This window comes from Comamonas thiooxydans (genome assembly GCF_000964545.1).
Classification (GTDB): Bacteria; Pseudomonadota; Gammaproteobacteria; order Burkholderiales; family Burkholderiaceae_C; genus Comamonas; species Comamonas thiooxydans.
Genome location: NZ_BBVD01000009.1, coordinates 205,895 through 229,359, shown reverse-complemented (window position 1 = coordinate 229,359; position 23,465 = coordinate 205,895). Strand labels below are relative to the sequence as shown.

19 protein-coding genes and 2 tRNA genes are annotated in these 23,465 nt (G+C 63.2%); 12 read left to right on the top strand and 9 right to left on the bottom strand.

The window, feature by feature from the left end; genetic code table 11:
* Window positions 1-95 precede the first annotated feature (95 nt).
* Complete coding sequence (locus Cth01_RS16230; RefSeq protein ID WP_174447101.1) at window positions 96-2,243, bottom strand: heavy metal translocating P-type ATPase; 2,148 nt, start codon at window positions 2,241-2,243, stop codon at window positions 96-98.
* 39 nt (window positions 2,244-2,282) lie between these two features.
* Between Cth01_RS16230 and Cth01_RS16225 the strand changes: the two genes are divergently transcribed.
* From Cth01_RS16225 to Cth01_RS16210, 4 genes are read left to right on the top strand one after another with little or no spacing between them, the layout of a single operon-like run.
* The gene (locus Cth01_RS16225; protein WP_034381187.1) at window positions 2,283-2,756 is read left to right on the top strand and encodes a Cd(II)/Pb(II)-responsive transcriptional regulator; all 474 of its coding nucleotides are present in this window, start codon (window positions 2,283-2,285) and stop codon (window positions 2,754-2,756) included.
* Between the two features lie 57 nt (window positions 2,757-2,813).
* On the top strand, window positions 2,814-3,617 hold the full coding sequence (locus Cth01_RS16220; RefSeq protein WP_003077169.1) for an MlaE family ABC transporter permease: 804 nt from the start codon (window positions 2,814-2,816) through the stop codon (window positions 3,615-3,617).
* Window positions 3,618-3,630: 13 nt separating this feature from the next.
* A complete protein-coding gene (locus Cth01_RS16215; RefSeq protein ID WP_034359242.1) occupies window positions 3,631-4,620 on the top strand; it encodes an MlaD family protein in 990 nt (329 codons plus the stop codon).
* The gene (locus tag Cth01_RS16210) at window positions 4,617-5,321 is read left to right on the top strand and encodes a hypothetical protein (RefSeq protein ID WP_045839745.1); all 705 of its coding nucleotides are present in this window, start codon (window positions 4,617-4,619) and stop codon (window positions 5,319-5,321) included. Before Cth01_RS16215 ends, Cth01_RS16210 begins: the two co-directional genes overlap by 4 nt.
* Before the next feature lie 92 nt (window positions 5,322-5,413).
* On the opposite strand, the gene Cth01_RS16205 is transcribed toward Cth01_RS16210, so the two are convergent.
* Entirely contained in the window at window positions 5,414-6,451 is a 1,038-nt protein-coding gene (locus Cth01_RS16205) for a porin (protein WP_003063368.1), read from the bottom strand.
* A 577-nt stretch (window positions 6,452-7,028) separates the two neighbouring features.
* Between Cth01_RS16205 and Cth01_RS16200 the strand changes: the two genes are divergently transcribed.
* Both Cth01_RS16200 and Cth01_RS16195 read left to right on the top strand, forming a co-directional pair.
* Window positions 7,029-7,105, top strand: a tRNA-Pro gene (locus Cth01_RS16200).
* Between the two features lie 169 nt (window positions 7,106-7,274).
* Window positions 7,275-7,351: transfer RNA gene (locus tag Cth01_RS16195), tRNA-Pro, on the top strand.
* Window positions 7,352-7,481: 130 nt separating this feature from the next.
* Here the strand turns inward: Cth01_RS16195 and Cth01_RS16190 are convergent.
* The 3 genes from Cth01_RS16190 to fepB all read right to left on the bottom strand — a co-directional run bounded on the left by Cth01_RS16190 (window position 7,482) and on the right by fepB (window position 10,513).
* A complete protein-coding gene (locus tag Cth01_RS16190) occupies window positions 7,482-8,522 on the bottom strand; it encodes a FecCD family ABC transporter permease (RefSeq protein ID WP_034381190.1) in 1,041 nt (346 codons plus the stop codon).
* On the bottom strand, window positions 8,519-9,484 hold the full coding sequence (locus tag Cth01_RS16185) for a FecCD family ABC transporter permease (protein WP_233425202.1): 966 nt from the start codon (window positions 9,482-9,484) through the stop codon (window positions 8,519-8,521). The genes Cth01_RS16190 and Cth01_RS16185 overlap by 4 nt, the downstream gene beginning before the upstream one ends.
* Window positions 9,485-9,574: 90 nt before the next feature.
* Window positions 9,575-10,513 (bottom strand): Fe2+-enterobactin ABC transporter substrate-binding protein, encoded by a 939-nt coding sequence (gene fepB / locus Cth01_RS16180; protein WP_045839744.1) that lies wholly within the window; start codon window positions 10,511-10,513, stop codon window positions 9,575-9,577.
* Between the two features lie 118 nt (window positions 10,514-10,631).
* On the opposite strand from fepB, the gene Cth01_RS16175 reads away from it, so the two are divergent.
* Window positions 10,632-11,435 carry an ABC transporter ATP-binding protein gene (locus Cth01_RS16175; RefSeq protein WP_034395612.1) on the top strand — a complete coding sequence of 268 codons (804 nt, stop codon included), beginning with the start codon at window positions 10,632-10,634 and terminating at the stop codon, window positions 11,433-11,435.
* A gap of 30 nt (window positions 11,436-11,465) precedes the next feature.
* Here the strand turns inward: Cth01_RS16175 and Cth01_RS16170 are convergent, their stop codons facing one another.
* A complete protein-coding gene (locus tag Cth01_RS16170) occupies window positions 11,466-12,257 on the bottom strand; it encodes an IclR family transcriptional regulator (protein ID WP_034406229.1) in 792 nt (263 codons plus the stop codon).
* Between the two features lie 227 nt (window positions 12,258-12,484).
* Here Cth01_RS16170 and Cth01_RS16165 point away from each other — a divergent pair, with 227 nt between their 5' ends.
* Together Cth01_RS16165 and Cth01_RS16160 are read left to right on the top strand one after the other, a co-directional pair.
* Window positions 12,485-14,575, top strand: a complete 2,091-nt coding sequence (locus Cth01_RS16165) for a TonB-dependent receptor (protein WP_045839742.1) — start codon at window positions 12,485-12,487, stop codon at window positions 14,573-14,575.
* Between the two features lie 18 nt (window positions 14,576-14,593).
* Complete coding sequence (locus tag Cth01_RS16160; RefSeq protein ID WP_045839741.1) at window positions 14,594-15,946, top strand: NtaA/DmoA family FMN-dependent monooxygenase; 1,353 nt, start codon at window positions 14,594-14,596, stop codon at window positions 15,944-15,946.
* Window positions 15,947-16,612: 666 nt separating this feature from the next.
* Here the strand turns inward: Cth01_RS16160 and Cth01_RS16155 are convergent.
* Window positions 16,613-17,047 carry a YbaN family protein gene (locus tag Cth01_RS16155; protein WP_012837742.1) on the bottom strand — a complete coding sequence of 145 codons (435 nt, stop codon included), beginning with the start codon at window positions 17,045-17,047 and terminating at the stop codon, window positions 16,613-16,615.
* Window positions 17,048-17,263: 216 nt separating this feature from the next.
* Here Cth01_RS16155 and Cth01_RS16150 point away from each other — a divergent pair, with 216 nt between their 5' ends.
* Complete coding sequence (locus Cth01_RS16150; protein WP_045839740.1) at window positions 17,264-18,367, top strand: enoyl-CoA hydratase/isomerase family protein; 1,104 nt, start codon at window positions 17,264-17,266, stop codon at window positions 18,365-18,367.
* A 109-nt stretch (window positions 18,368-18,476) separates the two neighbouring features.
* Here the strand turns inward: Cth01_RS16150 and Cth01_RS16145 are convergent, their stop codons facing one another.
* Complete coding sequence (locus tag Cth01_RS16145; RefSeq protein WP_045839739.1) at window positions 18,477-19,595, bottom strand: DUF72 domain-containing protein; 1,119 nt, start codon at window positions 19,593-19,595, stop codon at window positions 18,477-18,479.
* Window positions 19,596-19,773: 178 nt separating this feature from the next.
* Here Cth01_RS16145 and Cth01_RS16140 point away from each other — a divergent pair, with 178 nt between their 5' ends.
* A complete protein-coding gene (locus tag Cth01_RS16140) occupies window positions 19,774-22,155 on the top strand; it encodes a Tex family protein (protein ID WP_045839738.1) in 2,382 nt (793 codons plus the stop codon).
* An 87-nt stretch (window positions 22,156-22,242) separates the two neighbouring features.
* Here Cth01_RS16140 and Cth01_RS24325 read toward each other — a convergent pair whose 3' ends face one another.
* Window positions 22,243-22,695, bottom strand: a complete 453-nt coding sequence (locus Cth01_RS24325) for a hypothetical protein (RefSeq protein WP_233425201.1) — start codon at window positions 22,693-22,695, stop codon at window positions 22,243-22,245.
* Between Cth01_RS24325 and Cth01_RS16135 the strand changes: the two genes are divergently transcribed.
* A complete protein-coding gene (locus Cth01_RS16135; RefSeq protein WP_233425200.1) occupies window positions 22,678-23,463 on the top strand; it encodes an alpha/beta hydrolase family protein in 786 nt (261 codons plus the stop codon). The two genes, Cth01_RS24325 and Cth01_RS16135, sit on opposite strands and share 18 nt — an antisense overlap.
* Window positions 23,464-23,465 lie beyond the last annotated feature (2 nt).

The window sequence follows — 23,465 nt, the reverse complement described above, 5'->3', positions numbered from 1 at the left end:
GATAGCGAAGGGCGGGGTTTAGTTCCCCGCCCGGTGCAGTAAATCGTAAATTAGATAGCTGCTTGCGCTTGCCGATCAAGGGTTAAGGTCGAATTTTATGTGTTTTCAGGCCTGTTCCCCCAATGGCGCAGGCGCAGGCCATTGGCGACCACCAGCAGGCTCACGCCCATATCGGCCAGCACGGCCAGCCACATGCTGGCATTGCCGCTGACGGCCAGAATGAAGAAGGCCAGCTTGATGCCCAGGGCCAGGCTGATGTTCTGCCACAGCACGCTGTGAGCGCGCTGCGAGAGATCGACCACCTCGGGGATACGGCGCAGGTCGTCGTTCATGAGCACCACATCGGCAGTCTCCATGGCCATGTCGGTGGCATGCATGCCGCCCATGGCAAAGCCTATATCGGCCTGAGCCAGCGCCGGCGCGTCGTTGATGCCGTCGCCTGTCATGGCCGTTGGGCCGATGTCGCGCTGCAGCTCGCTCAGGGTCTTGAGCTTGTCCTCGGGCAGCATATTGCCGCGCGCATCGCTGATGCCCGCTTCTGCGGCCACCGTGCGCACGGTGGCGCTGTTGTCGCCGCTGAGCACAATGGGTTTGACGCCAAGCGATTGCAACTGGGCCACGGCCGCCTTGGCCTGCGGGCGCAGCGGGTCGGCCACGGCAAACAGCGCCTGCACGCCCTGCTCACTGGCCAGCAGGGTGACCGTACGGCCCTGTTGCTCCTGCAGCATCAGCGCGGCCTGGAGCTCGGCACTGTCCCAGCCTTGCTCGCCCACCCAGCGCAGATTGGCCAGCGTCCAGCGTTCACCGTCGATCTGGGCTTGCACGCCGCGGCCGGGCAGGGCCTGCAATTGCTGAGCCGAGGCCTGGGCTGTGGCAAGTTCCTTGCCTGTTTGCTCCTCCAGCCCTTGGGCAATCGCGCGCGATACGGGGTGGTCGGAGCGCGATGCCAGAGCATAGGCGCGGGCTGCGGCTTCATCGCTGCTCGCAGCATTCCAGCCCTGCCAGTCCACCAGCTTGGGTGAGCCCGTGGTCAGCGTGCCGGTCTTGTCGAGTGCGATGGCCTTGAGCTGGCGGGCCGATTCCAGTGCGCTGCCTCCCTTGATGAGAATACCGCGCTTGGCAGCAGCCGTGAGCGCGCTGACCACGGTGACGGGGGTGGACAGCACCAGGGCGCAGGGGCAGGCGATGACCAGCAGGGCCAGGGCCTGGTAAGCGGCCTGATGCCAGCTCCAGTCCAGCAGCCAGGGCGCGAGCAGGCCCAGGGCAATCGCCAGCACCAGCACGATCGGGGTGTAGATCTCGGCAAAGCGGTCGACAAAGCGCTGTGTAGGGGCCTTCGAGGACTGCGCCTGCTCCACGGCATGGACGATGCGTGCAATCAGGCTGTCGCTGGCCGGCGCGGTTACACGCAAGTGCAGCTCGCCGTCCTGGTTGATGGAGCCGGCATACAGTTCGTCGCCCGGGCCTTTGTGCGCCAGCGCGCTCTCGCCCGTGATGGGGGCCTGGTTGACCGAGCTTTCGCCCTCGGTGACCAGGCCGTCGAGTGGGACGCGAGCGCCTGGCGTCACACGCAGCACGGCGCCCAAAGGTACCTCGCTGGCGGCCATGCGCACAGTGCTGCCGTCGGGCTGCAGCACATCGGCGGTCTCTGGCGCCAGTTGCAGCAGATTGCGGATGGCCAGGCGGGCCTTGTCCATGGCCTGGTCTTCGATGCGCTCGGCCGCCGCATAAAGGGCCATGACCATGGCGGCTTCGGGCCACTGGCCGATGATGAAGGCGCCCGTGACGGCCACCGCCATCAGAGCATGAATTCCGAGCTTGAAGCGCAGCAGATCCTTGAGGCCGGCCTTGTAGACCCCCAGACCCGACAACGCGATACCCAGCACGGCCAGTGCCATGCCCAGATATTGAAGCGTCGAGTTGGCGTCGTCGCCGCCAAACCAGTGGCAGGCCTCGGCCGCCAGAGCCGCCGCCAGAGCGGCATAGATGCGCGGCCAGCCGGGCAGCACGCCATGGTCGTGAGCATGGTCATGACCGTCACCCTCATCGTGAGCCTGGCTCTTGGCTGGCTCGCTGATGGAAAACGGTGCGCAGCAGCCGGTTCCGCAGGCCGATGTGGCTGTGGCGGCAATAGGTTTCGACGTGGCTGGCACATGTTCATGCGGATGTGCATGATCGTGATCATGTGAATGACCATTGTGGCCGCCGCCATGGGCGTGGGTGGACAGGCTTTCTTGCTTCATGGCAGTATTGAAAACAATAAAGTCACTTCAAGGTCAAGCATGTCCCTCAATTCGCACGATATTCCGCGCTGGCGCATTGGCGAGGCAGCGAAGCGTTCCGGCATCGCCGCGGCCAATATCCGTTACTACGAGAAGGAGCAACTGCTCTCGCCTGGCATGCGCGAGGACAACCAGTACCGTCTCTACACCGATGGCGATGTTCACAGGCTGCGTTTTATTCGGCTGTGCCGGGCCATGGATATGTCGCTCGACGAAGTGCGCACCCTGCTGGCGCTCGATGGTGCGCGCAAGGCCGATTGCGTGGCTGCCAACAAAACCCTGGACGCCCATCTGGGCCATGTGCGCGAGCGACTGGCCGAGCTGCAGGCTCTGGAGCATGAGCTGATGCAACTGCGCAGTCAGTGCGACGGCTCGGACAGCTTTTGTCACATCATCGAGGCCTTGCATGCCCAGGCCGATGAGCCCTTGCCCGAAGGCTTGCAGGGCAGTGCTGCGGCAAAGCGCCATGTCTGACAGGCGGCAACCGTGGCGGCTGCGCCCGTACCCTGAAGTGGACGCTATCATTCCTGCATGAGCTGGAGTGAAACCACCATCAAGCTGCCGGGGCGGATCTGGGCCGCGCTGGGCGCGCAGGCCCTGGCGTGGTGGCGCAGCATTTATCTGACAGCCGTGCTGCTGGTGCTGGTCAGCTCGCCGTCGAGCTACCAGAAGCGCGGGCGGGCCATGCTGGCCCAGCAGATGTTTGCGCAGACTGCCCCCATACTCACAGGCTTTACCGCGCTGGCGGCCCTGCTGTGTGCGGTGATTGCGCGCATCGTCATTGTCACCGCACAAAGTTACGGTCTGTCGCGCTATGCACTGGATCTGGTGGTGCGGGTGATGGTGATCGAGCTGATACCGCTGACGGCCGCACTGTTTGTGGCCATGCGCTGCACCATTCCCGCCGGCGTGCAGGTGGTGCAGATGCGTATGCAGGGCCAGCTCGCGAAGTGGAAGACGCAAGGCATTGACCCCGTCCGTGCGGCGCTGGTGCCGCGTGCGGCGGCGGGCGTGTTTGCCGCCATCACACTGGCCGCACTCAGCTGCATCGTGGCCTTGGTCACCGTGTATCTGAGCGTCTACGGCTTCAGCCTGGCCGGGTTTGGTGCGTACACACGCATCTTTGGTCAGATCTTCACACCGTCGCTGACGCTGGTGTTCGTGCTCAAGACCTGGTTTTTCAGCCTCACGGTGGCCGTCATGCCGCTGGCCTCTGCCATGTACACGCCGGTTGCACGGCACCGGCAGGGCGGGGCGGAGCTGGGTGGCTTTGCACGCATGTTTGCCGTGTTGCTCCTGATCGAGGTGATCTCGCTCATGGGCAACTATTACTGAAAAGGATGGAGCCATGAGCGAAACGCGTATGGCCGAGGAGCAGCTGATTGACGAGGAGTTGCTCAGCCTCAAACCCGTCGCGCACCTGCGCGCCAAGGCAGCCGCGCTGCTGGCGCTGACCCTGGTCTTGATTCTGAGTGCTGCTGCTTATCTGCTCTATGCGCGCGGGGTGTTCGAGCCCACGCAGCGTCTGGTGCTGACGGCCGATGACTCCGAAGGCGTGGTCGTGGGCATGGACATGACCTTCTCGGGCTTTCCCATAGGCCGCGTGCGCAAGATAGAGCTGGCCAAGGACGGCTCGGTTCGCATTCTGGTCGATGTGACCGAGAAGGATGCCCACTGGCTGCGCCAGTCCAGCGTGTTCACGCTGGTCAAGGGCCTGGTGGGCGGTACCACCATCAAGGCCTATACCGGCATGCTGGACGATGCGCCGCTGCCGCCGGATTCCGTGCGACCCGTGCTCAGCGGCGACGCCACGGCAGAGCTGCCCCAGATCATCAATTCCGCCAAGGAGGTGCTGGCCAATGTGGCTGCACTGACCGCCACGGATTCGGCCTTGGGCGGATCACTGGCCGAAGTGCGCAAGCTGGCCGAGCGCATGCAGGGCCAGGGCGGGGTTCTCGGAGCGGTGCTGGGCAGCGACGAGGAAGCGAAGAAGGTCGGCCAGATGCTGGAGCGCGCCAACTCCCTGCTCGGACGCATGGACCGCATGGTGGCGCGCGCCGACAGCCAGGTCTTCGATGCGAATGGCGTCATGCCCCAGGTCAAGGCCACCATGGAGCAGCTCAACGGCTTGTTGGCCGATACGCGCAAAAGCATGGCCAAGGTCGATGCCGTACTGGCCGATATGCAGGTGGTGGGCAGCAATGCCCGCGAGGCCTCGACCGACCTGGGTGCGCTGCGCGCCGAGGTCGAAAGCAATCTGCTGAGGCTGGAGTCCGTGCTCAACGATCTGCAGCGCAAATGGCCGTTTTCCCACAAGCCGGAGTTGAAGCTGCCATGACGCAAAAAATCAAGAAAAAACAGACTCTAGGCCAATGGGGTAGAGCGCTGGCTGCTATATCTGTCATAGCGATTTCGGCCTGTGGCAACCAAGCCCCGGCACCGGATTGGGCCTTGAGTGCCGAAGCTGCGGCGCAAAAAGCTACTCAGGCCTATTTGCAGGGGCATCAGCGCGTGGAGGCGCTGCAGTGGCAGAAGGCGCGTGATGCAGTGGCAAGCACCGGCCAGCCCGCGCAGGCCGCCAAGCTGGAGCTGATGCGCTGCGCGGCGCAGGTGGCCAGCCTGGACTGGAACAGCTGCCCGGCCTATGAGGCGCTGGCGCAGGATGCGGGCAAGCCAGAGCAAGCCTATGCCCGCTATCTGCAGGCCAGTCCGCAAGCGGGTGATATCGAGCTTTTGCCCGAGGCGCAGCGCGGCGTGGCGCGGCAGTTGCTCGGCGGCGGAACAGGTGTAGCCGCTACGGCTGAGATCAAGGATCCGCTATCGAGACTGGTGGCTGCGGGTGTGCTGCTGCGTGGCGGCGCTGCGGTGCCTGACCTGCTGCAGCAAGGCGTCGATACCGCTTCGGAGCAAGGCTGGCGCAGGCCTTTGATGGCCTGGCTTCTGCTGCAACTCAAGGCAGCGCAGCAGGGCGGCGATGTGGAAAAGCAGGCGCAGCTGCAGCGTCGGCTGAAGCTTCTGGAGACATCCGCACCCAAGTGAATCGGCCGGCCACCGGATTGAAAATGAAAAAGCGAGGCCTGAGCCTCGCTTTTGAGTGGAGGGCGAGCCAGAGGCTCGCTCAAACCCGGTGCTTAGAAGCGGTGACGGATACCGGCGATCAGGCTGGTGCCGGTCTTGGGGTTGGCATCGGTCACGCGGTCATACATCAGAGCGGTGTAGACATCGGTGCGCTTGGACAGGAAGTGGTCGTAGCCCAGGGTTGCTGTGGTGCGGGTGGCGTCGGTGGCCGCTTCGTACTTGGTGCGGGCCACGGCGGCCTTGACAGTACCGGGGGTGCCGGAGACAGGAATGTCCAGGCCCAGCGAGTAGGTCTTGCTCTTGCTATCCAGATCCTTGACCTTGGCCTGGCCGTAGGTGGCGTAGAGCTTCACGACGTTGAAGTTGTAGCTGCCGCCGACCATCCAGTCGCTCTTGGTGGGCATGACTGTGCCGCTGCCGGGGTTGGTGATCTGGTCGCGCTCGTAGAAGGCCGTCAGGCTCAGAGGACCGTTGAAGTACAGGGCGTTCACGCCGACGTTCTTCTTGCTCTTGTTGCCAGGAGTCGTTTGCTCGCCGAACTGGTAGTAGACATTGGCAGTCAGACCGCCGAAGCTAGGTGTCGTGTAGACCAGCATATTGCTCCAGCCGGTGTCGGCGGGCGTTGTCAGGCGGTTGCCGCCCCAGGCTGCGGTGGGCGTGTTCGCGTGCAGCACCAGAGGCGAGATGGTGAACGAATCGCCGAAGGGGTTGGTCAGAATGGTGGGCAGGAAGTTGGGCGCCTTGTCGCGGCCCAGGCCGATGCGGCCGAAATTGCCGTTCAGGCCGATGTTGGCATCGCGCGAGAAAAAGGTATCGCCGGGGAAGCGGCCGGGTTCACCCGTGTCCATGCGCATGAAGGCGGTGAGGTTGAAATCGACCTTCAGGCCGCCGCCCAGGTCTTCCGTGCCCTTCAGGCCCCACCAGGAAGTGGTCATGCCGCCGGAGCCGACAACGCCCTTGCGATCCTGGCCGGCCATTTTGACCGAGCCGGCATACATATCGGCCAGTCCGGTCAGTTGCACATTGCTCTGGGCAAAAGCGGCGCCGGAGCAGGCCAGGGCTGCAGCCATGGCGATAAAAGCAGTCTTCATGAGTGTCCTCTCGAGTTAGATATTGGATTTACGTTTTGAAATATAGCGGGGGTTTGTATACAGCTTGCTCTGCAGTTCCGCGGATGCCGATGAAATCATCTTTTCAGCGATATGACAGTGGTTTTTTTACCTCAAGGACTCAGGGAAATCTCTTGTGTGCACCGTGTTGGTGCTATCGATATTGCCGTGCAAAGCGGCTGGGTGAAGCCAGCTGAGCGAGAGTGAGTACTGAGGGTTTCGTGATCAAGGAATAACAGTCATTCCTGGTGGACCAGGTTTGATCAGGAGGTTCGGGGATGACAGCGTCAGCGGATGGAACAGGAGTGACTCGGCGATGGATGCCTGCCTGGAATCGCTGAAGCGCCCACTCTTGTCGTTCCCTTGGGTAGTCTTGGTCAGGCCCTGCGCAGGGCTCGCGATTGGCCGGAGTGTGCTGTGCGTGCTGAGCGCTTATGCGGCCGGGTGTGCGTTGATATCAGGCCTGCAGCTTTCAGCACCAGTTCGATACTTTTTTGAAAAAAGTGCGCGTTTTCCCCGGGGAGGGTGTTTTTCCTCCCTATAATTCATCCCATCGACACGGAATGTAGCGCAGCCTGGTAGCGCACTTGCATGGGGTGCAAGGGGTCGCGAGTTCGAATCCCGCCATTCCGACCAAATTGAAAAGGCCTGTGATGAAAATCACAGGCCTTTTTCAATGCCGCTGCGAGGTTTGCTATGAAACCTGCAGCGTCAGATGACCGTCGTGGCTAATAACCGAGCAACTGCTTGAGTTGCAGCCTTCCCAAAAGATGGTCGAAAATCGGTTACAATAGCGTCATAGACACGGAATGTAGCGCAGCCTGGTAGCGCACTTGCATGGGGTGCAAGGGGTCGCGAGTTCGAATCCCGCCATTCCGACCAATCTAAAAAGGCTCCTAACTGTAAAGTTAGGAGCCTTTTTTCTATCCAGGTCGCATGATGTCGTACGCCTCTTCAGGGCGATGGCTCGAAGAGAGATAGAAGTGGTGTCTCAACTTCTGCTGTTGCACTCCTAGCCCTTGCGGGAGCGAAAAAGCAGCCACAGCAGATACACCCCACCCAGCAAGCCCGTCACCAGTCCAATAGGCAGATGCAGGTGCACCGGCGCCCACTGGCTGAGCAGGTCGGCCGCCAGCAGCAGCACGGCCCCCATGGCTGCGGCCGTGAAAAGAGGCACGTCGGGCGACCGGCCCAGGCGCCTGGCCACCTGGGGCGCTGCCAGCGCGATGAACGCGATGGGCCCGGCCGCCGCCGTGGCAATGGCCGTCAGGGCAACGGCGCACATCACCATGATCAGCCGGGTACGCGGCACGTTGATGCCGAGCTGGGTGGCTGCGTCATCGCCCAGTTCCAGAAGGTTGATGCGGCGGGCACACAGCAGCACGACCGGCACGATGGCGACGAAGCTGAATGCGGCTGGCACGACATGCGCCCAGGTCCGCGCACTGAGCGAGCCGGCCAGCCAGCGCTGTGCGGAGACGGCCCGGTCCAGATCGCCCATGACCAGCAGGATGGTGTTCAGGCCCGAGAGCGTGGCCCCCACGCCTATGCCCACCAGCACCAGCCGGTAGCCCCCTGCCACGCGCCGGCCGCTGGACAGCGCGAGCACGACCGCCGCCGTGGCCATGCCCGACAGCACGGCGGCCAGCGATATCCACAGTGGCCCGGCATCGCCCAGTACGATCAGTGCAATCGCCCCGCTGGCAGCGCCCGTGGTGAAGCCGATCACGTCCGGCGAGCCCAGCGCATTGCGGGAGACGGACTGGAAGATGGCACCGGCCATGCCCAGCGCCGCACCCACGAAGACCGCCGTGAGCACGCGCGGCAGCCGCACGCGCAGAACCACGCGCTCGGCGGCGGGGCTGGCGCCCGTGTTCAGCAGACTGTCCAGCACCTCGGCCGGGCTCAGCGACAGGGTTCCCGTGCCCAGCAGCAACACACCCAGCATCAGGGTCAGAACGACCAGTGCCATGCCTGCGGCCAGCGGCCTTGGCCGCCAGCGGAACGAATATGGGCCCCAGCGCAGTACCGAGGTCTTCACGGACGCCTTCATAGCCTGCTTAACCGGTATCTGCACGCCACCCAGACAAAGAACGGCCCGCCGATCAGGCAGGCGACGATGCCCGCAGCCACTTCCGCGGGCGTTGCGATGACGCGGCCGAGTACGTCGGCGCCCAGCAGCAGCACTGCAGCGTAGAGCGCGGACAGCGGCAGGATCCAGCGGTAGTCGGGCCCGGACGAGAGGCGCGCAATATGTGGGGCCACAAGGCCGACAAACGCGATGGGGCCTACGGCAGCCGTGGCTGCGCCGGCCAGCAGCATGACCGCAACGCAGGCTAGTTGAGCGGTGGCGCGGACATTGACGCCCAGCGCCAGGCCCAGGTCATGGCCCAGCGCCATGGCGTTGAGCTGGCCGACAATGGCCCAGGCTGCCGCCAGCCCCGCCGCTACGGCGGCCGCCAGCACGGCGGCGTTGGCGTAGCCGCTGCCCTCCAGTGAACCGGCTGCCCAGTGTCGGAAGCCGTCAAAGACTTCCGGAGGCGCATTGAGCAGGATGATGCCGACGCTGGAGGTGAGCATGACGGACAGGCCGGCCCCGGCCAGCACCAGGCGCACCGGGTGCGTGCCCGCCCCCCGAAACTGGCCGAACGCGAAGACGGCCGCGCCGGCCAGCCCCGCGCCGGCAAAGGCGCACCAGACATACTGGGCCACGGTTGTCAGGTCGAAGGCCGTCATGCCGATCAGCACGGCCAGAGCTGCGCCGGCATTGACACCCAGCAGGCCCGGCTCAGCCAGAGGATTGCGGGTCACGGCCTGCATGAGCGCGCCAGCAACGCCCAGGGCCATGCCGGCCAGGATGGCCACCACGGTACGAGGCATGCGCAGCAGGCTGACCACCAGATGTCGGTCATCGCCCAGGTCCGGTGCGCGCAGTGCCCCGAGGATGTCGGCCAGCGCAATGTCGCGCGAGCCCACGGTGATGCTCAGCATGGCGATGAGGCCTAAGGCCAGCATGCCGGTCGTCAAGCCCAGGCTGCGACTGCGGCGCCGGCGTGAGCCTTGAGCGGGCCGCGCCATCGCGCGTTCAGGCAATTCATGCATGGTTCAGTGGAAATGGCTGGCCACGGCATCGACCATCTGTTGCCCGGAGTAGTAGTCGATGCGAAACGATGTCGGCCCCAGCGCATAGACGCGCCGGCCGGCGACGGCTGGAAGGTTGGCCAGCAGCGGGTCGGCCAGGAAGGCCTGGACATCGCTTTGCGAGGCGCCCAGCAGAAAGACGGCATCCCCGGTGATGGCGGCCGACAGGTTTTCGCGGGAAATGAATTCGAAGTCCGAGGAGCGCGTCACCTGCGCGGCCAGCGTGGGCGGCAGACCTTCCACCTTGAAGCCCAGCGCGGCCAGCAGCCGCGCATGCGGGCTGGCAGGACGGCCGATGGAGTAGCTGCCGGCCAGGTTGTAGGCGACGATGCTGACCGGCTTGGCGGGTGGCGTGATGGATGCGGCGGCCTGGGCGACGTGGGCATCGAAGCGGGCAATCGCCGCCGCTGCCTCCTTCGTGCGACCGGTGATGCTGCCCAACTGCGTGGCGATGTCCTGCCAGGACTGGCTGGAGTAGTCGACCATGACCATGGGAACGCCTTGGGCCTGCAGCTCGGAACGGTGCTGGGCCACGCTGTCGGCGCCGGTGGCAGAGGCCACCAGCAGATCAGGGTTGGCGCCCAGGACGGCCTCAATGTCGAACTGCAGGTTGCGGTAGAGCACCTGCACGTCACGTTCGTCGGCAACATGGGCCCATTGCGAGAAAAAGCCCTTGTCGTCGGTCAACCGGCTGGGCGTGGTGGCTGCGGTTGCCGCCACGGGGGCATCGATGGCCAACAGGATGCCCGTCACGCTGGGTGAGGTGGACACGATGCGCTGCGGTAGCGAGGTCTGCTGCGTGGCGCCCGCCTCGGGGGCGGTGTTGCGCTGCATGAGCGCGATACCGGCCAGCACGGACAGTGCCGCAGTTGCGCCAAGGGCGGTAAGTTTTAGTCTGTTCATATCGATCTGACCGTGACAGGGCCGAGTGCATCCAGGTTCTTCAGGGTATTCCTCATTGTAGAATGCATTCCAAATTTGTAATGCCTAAGAACCTATTGCTTGTGGGGCATGACCGGCCATGACACATCGACTGAGTGCTGATGCAGTGACGCTGCGCTACGGCGAGCGCACCATTTCGCAGGGCCTGTCCCTTGCTGTTCCAGATGGTTCCTTTGCCGTCATCGTGGGGCCGAACGCCTGCGGCAAGTCCACCCTGCTGCGCGCGCTGTCGCGCCTGCTGGCACCGGCCATAGGGAGGGTCATCCTGGATGGCAGGCATATCGCGCAATGGCCTGCCAAGGAGGTCGCGCGGCGCCTGGGATTGCTGCCGCAAAGCGCGATCGCGCCCGAGGGCATCACGGTGGCAGACCTGGTGGCGCGTGGGCGCTACCCCCATCAGTCTTTCCTGAAGCAGTGGACGGATGCCGACGAGCAGGCGGTGGCCGAGGCCATGCAGGCCACTGATGTGATGGCCCTTTCGGATCGGCTTCTGGACGAGTTGTCAGGCGGGCAGCGCCAACGTGTGTGGATTGCGATGGTGCTGGCGCAGCAGACGCCCATCCTGTTGCTGGACGAGCCCACGACGTTTCTGGACATTGCACACCAGATCGAGTTGCTGGAGTTGCTGGCGGACCTCAACCGGGCCGGCCGCACCGTGATTGCGGTGCTGCACGATCTCAACCACGCCTGCCGCTACGCCTCACACCTGATCGCCATGCGTGACGGGCGCATCGCCGCACAGGGCAAGCCCGGGGCGATCTTTACCGAGCAATTGGTTGAGGAGGTGTTCGGCCTGTCATCGGTGATCATTCCTGACCCTGTGACCGGGACTCCCCTGGTGGTGCCAAGGGGGCGCAAGGCGGTGCATGCTATGCAAGGCTGAAGCGCCGGGGTATCTTCTTGCGCGTCGCTTCTAGGGAGAGTCTGAGCCAAAGGCTCGTCCGCCTGTAGCTTGGTTGATCAGGCTGGCTTCGCGCAGCAGCGCATGCCTGTCGTCGGGCGACTTGAGCTGGCCCAGGTCAGAGACAGTGGTGACCGCGCAGGCGATCTCATGCTGTGCGTCGAACACCGGGGCTGCCTGGCCCGTGACGTTGGACAGAAGGTGGCTGGTCAATTCGGACCAGCAGCGCTCGCGCACTTCATCGAGCACGGCCTTGGTCGGTGGCTTGCCGCGGAAATGGGCGGGTTGCTGGCGGCGCGCGGCGTCGATGGTGGCCTTGGGCAGGAAGGCCTGGAACACCAGACCGCAGGCGGTGTTGTCTATGGGAAGGATGTCGCCAAGCGCCAGCGGATTGATAGAGAAGTAGGCGCTTCGGTACCAGCGCACCAGGGTCGGCCCGCGGTCGGTCCAGATGGCCACGCCGCCGCTGAGCGCGTGCTGGTGTGTCAGCGACTTCATATGCTGCGCCGCAATTTCCACCGCATCCACGCGCTTGAGCGCGCCAATGCCGATGCTCAGTGCCGCGCTGCCCAGGTCGTAGAGGCCGCTGGCCGGGTCCTGTCTTGCCAGACCTTCCTTGACCAGGCTTTGCAGGTAGCGGTGGGCCGTGGAGCCCCCCGTTCCGGTGCGCCTTGCCACCTCTCCAAGCGCCAGCTCGCTTTCGGCATTGGCCAGGACCATGAGGAAGCGGGCGGCGATCGAGACCGACTGGATGGTGCCGGAGCGCTTCTCCCCGGCGGTTGTCTGAGGTGTTGTTGTTTTCAAAGGCTCGGCTTCCTTGCCTGTACTTGGAGCATCGCAGGTGGGCGCCCGGGCGCCGCTGGTCTCGATGATACCGGCTCCTTTCGGGTGAAAGGCCCCCCCCGGTACGCATACATCTTTTCAGTGTTGTTCTTGCTTTCCGCAGGTAGGAATGAATTCCTAATGGTGGAATTTCAATGCATCATGCTGTAACATAAAAACAAGAATCATTCTCATTAAAGGAAGATGCCGTGAAACTGTGTTTGCATCGCAGGCTCCCCTCCCGGGCGGGCGCTGTCGTACTCTCAACCTTGATGGCGCCGGCCGGCGTCTTTGCACAGGGTGTGCCGGGCTCCGAAGGCGAGGGGGAAACCGCCACGCTTGATGTGGTCGTGGTCAGCGGTGAAAAGGTCAGACGCGAACTCAAGGACACGGCATCCTCCGTGTCGGTCAAATCTGGCAAGGACATCGAGAAGGATGAGAGCGGCAATGCCTCGGTTCACGAGGTGCTGCATGACGTGCCCAACGTGGTCTACACCGACACGGTGGGTGCGCCCATCATCCGCGGACAGGACACGCAGGGCCCCAACAACGGGCAGAACGTCTTCTGGGGCGGCACGGTACCGCGCGCCACCATCAACCTCGATGGCCATTACCTCAACTACAACGAGATGTTCTTCGGCGCCACCTCGGTCTGGGATGTGGAGAGCATCGAGGTGTTCCGTGGCCCGCAGACCACCTCGCAGGGCGCGAATGCGATTGCCGGCGCGATCATCGTCAACACCAAGGATCCGAGCTTCAAGCCCGAGGCGGCCTACCAGCTGGAGGCCGGCAACTACAACTCGCACCGCGCCTCCATCGCCGTCTCCGGCCCCGTGGGCGAGGAGCTGGCCGCGCGGCTGGCCGTGGACTACTCGGGGCGCGACACCTTCATCGACTACAACAATCCGCGGTTCCAGCAGGGCCAGGCCAACCAGGATTTCCGTGCGCTCAACGCGCGCCTGAAGCTCCTGTGGCTGCCAAACAGCATTCCCGGCCTGGAGGCCAAATTCACCTACTCGCACAACGACAGCAACCGCCCGACCCAGGAGGCGGCTTCAGCTCCGTTCGGCGCGCTCAAGCACTGGACGACGACCATGCCCAGCTGGAAGCAAAAAACCGATACCGGCATTCTCGATCTGAGCTACGAACTGGGCAACGGCCTGCGGCTGGTCAACCAGGCTCAGTATTCGCGCTCGTCCGTGCAGCGCTACACAGGCATTTCCGGCGAGGGTGATGCCGATATCCGCCAGAATAATTTCTCCAACGAATTCCGCGCCCTCGTGGGCAACGAGAAAGATCGCCTGAGCGGCTTTGGCGGCATCTATTACGCCCGTACCAGCACCGACGAAAGCCTGCTGCTGCGCGGCCTGTCCGCCTTCGACGACACGAAAAAGAACCTGGGTATTTTCGGTGAGCTGAACTTGCGCCTGACCGATCGCTGGACCTTGAGCAGCGGGCTGCGCTACCAGCAGGACGAGGTGGCGCGCAACGGCAGCTCGGTGCTGGCGCCCACCCCTCTGGGCTACACCAAGACCTTCTCGGCCCTGCTGCCCAAGGTCTCGTTGGCCTATGCAGCCACGCCACGCTGGACGGTGGGTGCCTTGGTCAGCCGTGGCTACAACCCGGGCGGCGTCTCGCTGAACCTCACCAGCCGGCAATGGGCCTACTTCAAGAAGGAGTCGATCTGGAATTACGAGCTGTTCAGCCGCACCAGCCTGTTCGATGACAGGCTGATGCTCAACACCAACCTGTTCTACATGGACATGCGGGATGCGCAGTACAACATCCCGGTGGTGATCTCGCCGGGCGTGGCTCAGTCCTACACCATCAACGCCGAGAAGGCCCATGCCTATGGCTTTGAACTGGGCGCGGACTACCGCGCGCTGGACAATCTGAGGATCAAGGCCGGCGCCGGCGTGCTGCGCACGAGGATCGAGGAGATGAGCAGCAACCCTGGCTACGAGCGCAACCGCTTCGCCCGCTCGCCCGGCTACACCGTCAGCGTCGGTGTGAGCTGGGATGCCACTCCCCGGTTCAATGTCTCGGCTCAGGTGCGCCACCTGGACGGCTACTACTCCGATACAGCCAACACCCGTGCCTATGTGGTTGGCTCCAACACCATCACCGACCTGCGCATGAGCTATGCGTACAACGCGCACGTGCAACTGTACGGCTACATCAAGAACGTCTTCGACAGGCGGGCACCCACTTACCTGCAGCAAAACCGCGGCATCGGCGGTATCGAGGCCAGTATGACGGCGCCACGCATGATCGGCGTGGGCGTGCGCGGAACGTTCTAAGAGGGGAAGGATGCAAGCATGACAAAGCGCAAACCACTGCACATCGGCCTTTCGCTGGCCCCCACCTGGCTGAGCGGCGACGCCTGGAGGCGACCCGGCAGCAATATCGAAGGGCTGTACTCCAGCGACTTCGCCCTTGACCTGGCCCGGCGCGCCGAGGCCGCGCACCTGGACTTCGTCTTCCGGCCCGACGTGAGCTTTCTGCCCATGGAGGTTCTGGAGACGGGCGCCGGCTTCGCCAGCCTGGACCCCACGGTACTGATGGCCGCGCTTGCGCGCGAGACTTCGCGCATCGGCCTGGTGTCCACGGTCTCCACCACCTTTTTTCCGCCTTATGCAGTGGCGCGCCAGCTCCAGTCGCTGCACTGGATCAGCAACGGCCGCGCCGGCTGGAACATCGTCACCGCCTTGCAGGGGCACGAGAATTTCGGGCTGCAGGTCATGCCCGACGCCGACGAACGCTATGCGCGGGCTGCTGAGTTCACAGAGGTGGTGCGCCGGCTGTGGGCCAGCTTCCCCAACGAGGCCTTGAAGATCGACCGGGAAAGCGGCCGCTACGCCGATGCCTCGCTCGTGCGTGCCATAGACCATGAGGGAGCACACCTCAAGGTGCGTGGGCCCCTGAACCTGCCGGCCTTCGGCGGCCCGCGGATTCCGCTGATCCAGGCGGGCGCGTCCAGCACCGGGCGCGACTTCGCCGCCTCGGTGGCCGACATCGTCTTCGCGCCCACGCCCGACCTCGACGCGGCACTGGAGCTGCGCCGGGACCTGTCGCAGCGCGCGCAGCGCCATGGCCGCCAGGCGCGGGATGTGCGCCTGCTGCCGGGCCTGAGCCTGTACCTGGCCGACAGCCGCGAGCAGGCCCGGGAGCTGTTCAGGCAGACGCATGGCAGGGTCGACAAAGGCCGCAAGCTCGCATCGATCAAGGCCATGACCGGTCTGGACCTCACGGACTGGCCTGCGGACCGACCGATTACCGGAGCTGACCTGCCGGCGCCAGTGGCGACACCTTCCAGCCGCACGCATGCGAATCTGCTCAGGCGCCTGATTGAGCGCGAGTCACTGCGGATCGACGAGTTGCTGCTGCGGCCGGAGATCCTCTCGGCTGCGCACTGGCAGGTGGTCGGCACGGTGGACGATGCCGTCGAGCAGATCGTCGAATGGAGCGCCGCCGGTGCCATCGACGGCTTTCTGGCCGCGCCCGGGGGCTCCGTCGAGTCCCTGCATTGCGTGCTGGAGCAGTTGGTGCCCCGCCTGGTGGAAGCCGGCCTGTTCCGCTCTCGCTACACAGGCACCACGTTCATGGAGCACCTTGAAGAGTCGCGTCAGGAGCGTGTTCATGCAGCAGCCTACCCATCTGCTCGCTCGTAGCGGCGATCACGCAGCTTAGTTGTCGCAGTCACGTCCGTCATTGGCCGCAATACTCTGTGGGCTAAACCCTCCCTGGGCTTGCAGTTGGAGTCGATTGCCTGTGGATCAGGACATTCTTTGTTACGTTGGCGCCTGCCAATGAGATACGGAGAAAAAGCATGGCGAGAGCATCGCCGTGCTTGGGGAGTCACACCAGCGCAGCCCGCCAATGCCGCGGCGGCCGCTGATGCGCTGCGCTAGCGCGTGAAGGCGCAGCACTTGACGTCGATCAGTTGGTGACTCGGTTTCCTGCTGCCCTTGATGTTGATCATCGTGCGGCCTTAGCGTTTTATGCTCATCGGCGCAGGCGCGCAATTTTTCCCGGATGTGCTGTCACCTTCCCAGCCCCTGGCCGGAACCTGCGTGGAGGTCATCGGGATATTGCAGGTGTCGCTGTCGCCCGGCTCACGCGGGTCGGCCTGGTTGCTTCCGCGCCGGCTCCCTGCGCGAGAGGCTCCTGCATGTCGATGCACGTGGCCGATGCCGTGGCCAGAGCAGGCATTCTTGGGGGCAGACACTTGCCCTAGCTGTTGGTCTTTCCTACCCGATAGCGTGTGTTGTCCAGAACCAAGAAGTGGTGGCAGTAATTGCCCGCACACGCTTCGTGGAGCGGTGCTGTGAGCTGCTCTAGACCTGCGGCTCCGGCCTGAGCCACAGCCAGAGCAATACGCAGGCCATGATGCTCAGCGTCATGGCCGTGAGCCATGGCTTGTACGAGAAATACAGAATCAGCAGGCTGCTGGCGCCCATGCTGACGGTTGCCGTCCATTTGGCACGGCGGCTGACCTTGCCGCCAGTGTCCCAGTTGTGCAGCAGCGGGCCGAACACACGGTGAGCATAGAGCCAGCGATGCAGTCTGGGTGAGCTGCGCACAGCCGCCCAGGCGGCCATCAATATGAATACCGTGGTGGGCATGCCGGGAACCACGGCGCCTATCAGCCCCAATATCACGCAAACCAGCGCAAAGGCAATGAGCAGATAGCGCAGCGGCGCGGAAAGCTGCTTGGACTCCAGGTGCGGTTCTTCGCGAGGGGTTTCGGGCGGTGGTGGCAGATCGTTCATGAGGCAGAAGGTGGGCCGCAGAAGCTGGTGAAGCTGCAGCCTGGCACGGCTCCCATATTAGTCAGCATTGCAGACCGCTCGGGCTTTGTGGCTGCGATGCTGGCGGTATTTGTCACGTCCTTGTCCCTGCTTGCGTGGAGTGCAACCGCATAATCGGTGCGCATGGCCTGGCGACCGATTGGCGACCAGCATGGAATTGATTCAAGGAGCAAGACAATGACCCCCACCCCGAGCGCCGATATGTCCGATGTGATTGCCGAAGTCCGTGGCAAGCTGGGCATGATTACGCTCAACCGGCCCAAGGCGCTCAACGCGCTGTCTCTGGGTATGGTGCGCGATCTGCTGGGTACTTTGCTGGCCTGGCAAAAAGACGACTCGATTCTGGGCGTGGCCATTCGTGGCAGCAACAAGGAAGGGGTGTTCGGGGCGTTCTGCGCCGGTGGCGACATTCGCTTCCTGCACGCGGCCGGCAGCAGCGGCAATCCGCAGCTCGAAGATTTCTTCACCGAGGAATATGCGCTCAACCACCTGATTCACAGCTTTGGCAAGCCCTATATCGCTTTCATGGATGGCATCGTCATGGGCGGTGGCATGGGCATCAGCCAGGGCGGCTCGCTGCGTATCGTGACCGAGCGCACCAAGATGGCAATGCCCGAGACGGCCATTGGCCTGTTCCCCGATGTGGGGGGCGGCTATTTCCTCTCGCGCTGTCCCGGTGCCGTGGGCGAATGGCTGGCCTTGACCGGCGACACCATCGGCGCGGGCGATGCCCTGGCTTTTGGTCTGGCCGATGGCTGCATTCCTGCCGAACAGCAGACAGAGCTGTGGGAGACCCTTGCGACCACGGACTTTGCCAATGTAGAGGCGCTCAATGCCGTGGTGCGCTCCCGCTTTGTGAGCGCCGAACCAAAGACAACCGCTCACCGCGCGGAAATCGATGCCTGTTTTTCTCAGCCCACGGTGGCTGCGGTTGTGCAGGCCTTGCAGGCCGGCAGCGAATGGGCCCAGTCCGAAGCTGCCACGCTGCGCAAGCGCTCGCCGCTGATGCTGCATGTGGTGCTGGAGCAAATCCGCCGTGCGCGCCAGATGGATCTGGCCGAAGATCTGCGCATGGAGCGCGATATGGTGCGCCACTGCTTTTATCTGCGTCCGGGTCGCAGCGAGACCGTGGAGGGCATCCGCGCACTGGCGGTGGACAAGGATCACAGCCCGCGCTGGAATCCCGCCAGCATCGAAGAGGTGAGCGATGCCGAGTGGCAAGCGTTCTTTGACAGCCCCTGGCCTGCGCATTCGCACCCGCTGGCGGCGCTGAAGGACTGATTGAAGTTCTCATTCAGAAAGCCCGGCAGGTTTGTGGCCTGTCGGGCTTTGTTTTTGATAGCCATCAGCGCTTTGAAAGTAAGCGTCTGAGGGGGATTCGAGTATTAATTCAGGATGACGGCCGCGGATGCTTGTCAGAGCCTGAGTCTGAAAGACTCGCAAGCGCCTGCGCCAGCAGCGCTATCGAGCGGGGGGCACATCCCTCGGCATCGTTGCTGATGGTCACAAAAGCGGGTTGACCGGCACCGGTGATGCCGGCAATCATGCGGGCCAGCCGCTCGCGGGTATGCCGATCTTCGCTGAGGATCTCGTTGAACGGCTGGTGCTTCTTCTGGGCATCGGCATAGCCATAGGCGCCAAAGATGCGATTCAGGTTCCAGCGGCACACCAGTGGCCCGGGCCACAGCGCACGCAGCATGGGCAACTGCTCTTCAATCGTAGGCATCTTGCCGTGCAGGCCCAGACAATAGGTTGCGCCATGGGCCTTGAGTGTCTGGGGCAGCGCCGGGGTCAGCAGCTCGGGGTCTCTGACCTCGACGGCCACGACGACTTGCGGATGTGCTTGCAGTGCCAGCCTCACGGCGGACAGCAGAAGGCCCAGCTTGTCCATCAACAGGCCGGGGCGGCTGAGCAGACTCCACGGCAGGGGGCTGAGCTGAAAGACCAGAACGCCCAGCTTGCTGCCCAGTCCTTCGAGTGTGGGCTCCACAAAATGCTCTATGGCCAGGTGAGGGTCGAGAAACGCCGGGTTGCTCTCGCGCGGCTTGCCTTCCTCGCTGCGTACCTGGGCATCGGTGATTCCGGCCGGGCATTTGACGACAAAGCGAAAGTCGTCATCGACCTGCGCGGCAAATGCGGCGTACTGGCTGACTGTCAGCGGTCGCCAGAAGCTGCGGTCGACGCAGACGGTGCGTAGCAGTGGGTGCTGGTGATAGGCCGTCAGACCTTTTTTGGCCAGCACGCTGCTGTCGTAGGCACCGTCCCAGACCAGGCCTTCCCAGCCCGGGTAGGACCAGGTCGAGACGCCCATGCGCAGCAGGAGAGGCAGTTGCGCGGCCAGGTCCTGGTACTGCGCAGCTGCAGGGGCCAGAGAAATAGCGCCGCGCCTGGGTTTGCGTTCAACTGTGTCATCGGCCTGCGGCGCTTCTTCAGTCCGAGCCTTGCCGGTACCGTCTCCGGGTGGAGGCAGCTCATCGGCAAAAAAATCGTCCTGGAAGGTATCGGGCATGTCGCAATAATTTTAATGAAATTGGCCTTCCGTGCATGCTCATCAAGGGAAAGCAGCTATGGAAAGCATAGTTTTTAAGGTTTGCTTGCACTTATGCTGGATATCGAGGGCAGTCTGGCGGCATGCCTATGGCAAACTCATTGGCTTCCTGTGTTGAACGCCGTGGGGCGAATATCGAATGCAAAAAATCATTGGTCAGATTGCTCAAGAACTGAATGTCAAGCCGCAGCAGGTGAGCGCGGCTGTGGAGTTGCTCGATGGCGGCGCCACGGTTCCGTTTGTGGCCCGCTACCGCAAGGAGGCCACGGGCGGTCTGGACGATACGCAACTGCGCACGCTGGACGAGCGCCTGACCTATCTGCGTGAGCTGGACGACCGCCGTGAGACAGTGCTCAAGGCCATTGACGAGCAGGGCAAGCTGACCGATGCGCTGCGCCTGGCGATTGCCAGTGCGCCGACCAAGCAGGAGCTGGAGGACATTTACCTGCCCTTCAAGCAAAAGCGCCGTACCAAAGGCCAGATTGCCAAGGAGTTCGGCATCGAGCCGCTGGCCGACAAGCTGTTTGCCGACCCCACACTGGATCCGCACAAGGAAGCCGAGGCTTTCTGCAAGCCAGCGACGACCCTGGACGATGGCAAGCCCGGCCCCGACTTCAGTACCACCTTTGCCGTGCTGGACGGCGTACGCGACATCCTGTCCGAGCGCTGGGCCGAAGACCCGGCACTGGTGCAGAAGCTGCGCGAATGGCTGTGGGATGAGGGCCTGCTCAAGTCCAAGAAGGTCGAGAGCAAGAACGAAAACGACCCCGAGGTCGCCAAGTTTCGCGACTACTTCGAATACGACGAGCCCATTGGCCGCGTGCCCTCGCACCGTGCCCTGGCCGTGTTCCGTGGCCGTGCACTGGAGGTTCTCGAAGCGAAGCTGGTGCAACCGGTCGAGCCTGAACCGGGCCAACCCAGCCTTGCTGAAGGCAAGATCGCGCTGCACCTGGGCTGGAGCCATGCCAAGCGCGCCGCTGACGATCTGATTCGTAAATGCGTCGCCTGGACATGGCGCGTGAAGCTGAGCCTGTCCACCGAGCGCGACCTGTTCAGCCGCCTGCGCGAAGATGCCGAGAAGGTGGCGATCAAGGTGTTTGGCGACAATCTGCGTGACCTGCTGCTGGCGGCGCCCGCCGGCCAGCGTGCCGTGATTGGCCTGGACCCCGGTATTCGCACCGGCGTCAAGGTGGCCGTGGTGGACAGCACGGGCAAGCTGGTGGACACCACCACCATCTACCCGCACGAGCCGCGCCGCGACTGGGATGGCTCGCTGGCCGTGCTCGCCCGTCTGGTGGAAAAGCACGATATCAATCTGATCGCCATCGGCAACGGTACGGCCAGCCGCGAGACGGACAAGCTGGCGGCGGACCTGATCAAGATAGCCTCCAAGGCCGACAAGAAAATCGACAAGGTGGTGGTGAGCGAGGCAGGTGCCTCGGTCTATTCGGCCAGCGAGTTTGCGGCGCAGGAAATGCCGGACATCGATGTGAGCCTGCGTGGTGCGGCATCGATTGCCCGCCGCCTGCAGGATCCGCTGGCCGAGCTGGTCAAGATCGACCCCAAGAGCATTGGCGTGGGCCAGTACCAGCACGATGTGAACCAGAGCGAGCTGGCGCGCCAGCTGGATGCCGTGGTCGAGGATTGCGTGAACTCCGTGGGTGTGGACTTGAACACCGCTTCGGCTCCGCTGCTGACGCGCGTCTCAGGCCTGTCGGGTTCGGTCGCCAAGTCGGTGGTGCGTTGGCGCGATGCCAATGGCTCGTTCAAGAACCGCAAGCAACTGATGGAAGTGGCCGGTCTGGGGGCCAAGACCTTCGAGCAGGCCGCAGGCTTTCTGCGCATTCGCGGTGGCGACAATCCGCTCGATATGACAGGCGTTCACCCCGAAACCTATCCCGTGGTGGAGCAGATCATTGTCTCTACCGGCAAGCCCGTGGACCAGATCATGGGTCGTGGCGAGGTGCTCAAGTCTTTGAAGCCTGAGCAGTTTGCCAATGACAAATTTGGTGCTGTGACCATCAAGGATATTCTTGGCGAGCTGGAGAAGCCCGGCCGTGACCCGCGCCCCGACTTTGTCGTCGCCCGCTTCAATGATGGTGTGGAAGACATCAAGGATCTGAAGGAAGGCATGACGCTGGAGGGTACGGTCAGCAACGTGGCCCAGTTCGGCGCGTTTGTGGACTTGGGCGTGCATCAGGACGGGCTGGTGCACGTGAGCCAGATGAGTCACAAGTTCATCGAAGATGCGCGTGAAGTGGTAAAGACCGGCCAGATCGTCAAGGTCAAGGTGCTGGAGGTCGATGTGGACCGCAAGCGCATCAGCCTGACCATGAAGCTGGACGCTGCGCCTGCGCGCCGAGATGGCCCGCGCGACAACCGCTTTGAAGGCGCTGGTCGTGGCAACAGTTACGGCGCCGGCAACCGTGGTGGCTATGCGCAACCCCAGCGTGGCAGCCAGCCCACACAGCAAAACGCCATGGCATCAGCCTTTGCGAAGTTGCAGGGACTGAAGAAATAATCTCCTACCGGGCCGCCACTTAATTCATATTACAGGCGGCTTTTTTGTGGGAGCACATCAATGCGCAAAGCGAGAGGGCGGGTGATACTACCGGCCATAGGGGTGGCAATCTTGGTGGTCTTTATTGGCACCAAGATGGCATCGCGCGGCTGGATATCGTTGGACAGAATCAAAGATAAGGCCCATGCCCAGCAGCCTGCACCCCTGGTCTGGCCACCAGCCCTGGCGACAGAGAACGATGACTTTTGTCATACCGTCAAGCTCAATCTTGCCCAGGTTGATAAGGCCCAGGAAGAGGGCATCAACATAGATCAGCAGCGGCGCTGCATCACGCGTGCAGCGATGGCAGAGCATGAGATGGCCAAAGTGCGTCACGCTGCCGCGCGCAAGCAGCACGCGAGCCAGCGCGCGGAGCAGGTGCAGATCGAGCAGGTGGTGGATCAACAGATCGCTTCCGGCGAAATCGCTCTGCAGAACCTGATGCAGGCTCGCGCCGGCAAGACAACACAGATTGCGACAGCCTTGTTGCCGGCGGCCCATAAGCCTATCCAGCCGATGCCGACACCGCCTTCTCAGCTGTTTGTTCCCATGAGCTATCCGAGCGGGGATCTGAAACTCAATGCCTTTGTCACCCCGGACCCCAGAGATGGGAGGAAGCAGCCTTTGATGGTCTGGCTGACGGGGGGAGATACCAATAGCCTGGACGATTTCTGGAGCGAAGGGCCAGCCGCCAATGATCAAAGCGCCAGCGCTTTTCGCAAGGCTGGCATGGCGATGCTGTTTCCCACATTGCGCGGCGGCAATGACAATCCCGGCCAGCGTGAGTATTTCTGGGGGGAGGTGCAGGATGTGGCTGCAGCCATCCTGCAGGCCGCACAGCTGTCTTATGTCGACCCGGCACGCATCTATCTCGGTGGGCACAGTACCGGCGCCACGCTGGCCTTGCTGACGGCGACAGCAGGCTTGCCCGTTCAGGGGGTGTTCGCGTTTGGTCCGGTGGACGAGATCGGCAGCTATGGCTGGCCCGTGAAATGGGGCTTGCTCTTGGCGGATGAAAAGCGCTTGCGTTCGCCCGTCTACTGGCTGCATGCCATAAAGAGCCCGACGTGGATCATCGAGGGCAGCAAGAGCCCCGGCAATATCAACAGTCTTGACAATATGTGCGCCGCACGAAAATCGAATCAGCTGCACTGTGTCTCGGTTCAGGGGGCTGATCACTTTTCCGTGTTACAACCCCTGACACGCAAGCTTGCCAGCCAGCTGGTCATGGGTCAGCCAGTGCAACTGAATAGAGATGAAAAGCTCTGACC